The sequence below is a fragment of the Hymenobacter agri genome, from assembly GCF_054778495.1.
In genome coordinates, this window is sequence record NZ_BAAGZM010000736.1 from 1 (window position 1) to 1,830 (window position 1,830).

The following is a 1,830-nucleotide window of genomic DNA, read 5'->3' on the forward strand; positions in this document are numbered from 1 at the left end:
CGGCGGCCAGCAGTGGCCCCAGCACCAGAAAGGCGCGGTTGTAGCCAAAGCTGCGCTCGGGGCGCAGGGCCAGGCGGTAGCAGGCCCACCACGCGGCGAGCAGGCCGGTGCTGAGCACCATCCAGTTAAGCAGGCTGAGCGGGGTCATCGTTCGTGGGGTTTTGGGGGTGGGCGGCGTGGCGCAGCAGCTCATCGAGCTGGGCGGCGTCGAGGTTTTCTTCTTTGGCGAAAAACGAAACGAGGCGGCCGAACGAGTTACCGAAGTGGCCGCCCAGCAGCTTGCGCAGCGAAAAACGGCGGTAGTCGTCCTGCGCCACCAGCACGTGGTAGCGGTGGGTGCGGCCGAAGGCATCGTGGCCCACGAAGCCCTTGGTTTCGAGGATGCGGATGATGGTGGAAACCGTGTTGTAGGCCGGCTGCGGGGCGGGCAGTTCGGCCAGCACGTCTTTCACAAAGGCCGGGCCGATGCGCCAGAGCACCTGCATCACCTGTTCTTCGGCGCGGGTGAGTTCGGGGAAGGAATTGGAGTCCATGTACTAGGGATGTTTCAGAGTAACGCAAACGTATAACTAATATTTTAGTTTACAAACTATTTTTTTAGTTGTCATTACAGATGGGGGTTCACCTTCATCGGATTTAGCGGTCAATGTCGGTTTTTCGTAAGCATGCAGACCGCGACTGATTTCGCATTTGCCGACATTCTCGCTGCGCTGCCCCATGCTGAAAACGACGCTTTGCTATTTCCTGCTGCTATTGAGCCTGCCACCCGGCCGGGCCCAAACGACCGCCCCGACTACCGGTAAAGCCACGCCCGCGCCAGTGCTCCGCTCGCCCCGGCAGCTGTTTCCGGGCTTGTTTGAGGCGGTGCAGCTGGGGCGGGTGTTTCCCGATAACAAGACGTTTGTGGATGCCGCGCCCCGGCAGGCGCCGGCCGTGATTCTGGCCGCGTGGCGACGCGAGAAAGCGCGGCCCGGCTTCCGGCTAAAGGCCTTCGTGGAAGCGCATTTCGACGTGCCCACCAACGCGGCCGCCACTTTCCAGACCAACCAGGCGGCCGGCTTACGCCATCACCTCGACACCTTGTGGACAGTGCTGGCCCGGCCCGCCGCGCCGACCACCGATGCGGCCGACTCGCTGGTGCCGTATCGCTCGCTGGTACCGCTGCCGCACCCTTACCTGGTGCCGGGCGGACGGTTTCGGGAGGTGTACTACTGGGATTCGTACTTCACGATGCTGGGGCTGGCCGAAGCCAACAAGACGCAGCTGCTGCGCGACATCACCGACAATTTTGCCTACCTCATCGGCCGGTTTGGCTTCGTGCCCAACGGCAACCGCACCTACTACCTCACCCGCTCGCAGCCGCCGTTTTTTGCCGGCATGGTGCAGCTGCTGGCCCGCGACCGCGGCAACGCCGAGCTGCTGCGCTATCGCCCCGCCCTCGAAGCCGAATACCGCTATTGGATGCAGGGCAGCCAACAGCTGAAACCCGGCACGGCCAGCCGCCGGGCCGTGCGCCTGCCCAACGGCGCCGTGCTGAACCGCTACTGGGACGACAGCGCCCAGCCGCGCGAAGAGTCGTTTGCCGAAGATGTGGCCGCCGCCAAAAAAAGCCCGCAGCCAGCCGCGCAGTTCTACCGCAACGTGCGGGCCGCCGCCGCCTTGGGCTGGGATTTCAGCAGCCGCTGGTTCCGCCCCGGCAAAGGCCTCGAAAGCATCCAGACCACTGACCTTGTTCCGGTTGACCTCAACTGCCTGCTCTACAACCTGGAGCTAACGCTGGCCGATGCCGCCCGCGTGGCCGGCCAGGCGGCGCAGGCCCGCAGCTACGCG

2 protein-coding genes are annotated in these 1,830 nt (G+C 64.3%); one reads left to right on the plus strand and one right to left on the minus strand.

Annotation, left to right across the window (positions count from 1 at the left end; all coding sequences use genetic code 11):
* Positions 1 to 125: 125 nt before the first annotated feature.
* Positions 126 to 533: a BlaI/MecI/CopY family transcriptional regulator gene (locus tag ACYVDE_RS21555; protein ID WP_460503597.1), complete on the minus strand. Its 408-nt coding sequence runs from the start codon at positions 531 to 533 to the stop codon at positions 126 to 128.
* A gap of 184 nt (positions 534 to 717) precedes the next feature.
* On the opposite strand from ACYVDE_RS21555, the gene ACYVDE_RS21560 reads away from it, so the two are divergent.
* Positions 718 to 1,830, plus strand: a 1,113-nt coding sequence (locus tag ACYVDE_RS21560; protein ID WP_460503598.1) for a trehalase family glycosidase, incomplete at its 3' end; no start/stop codon positions are given.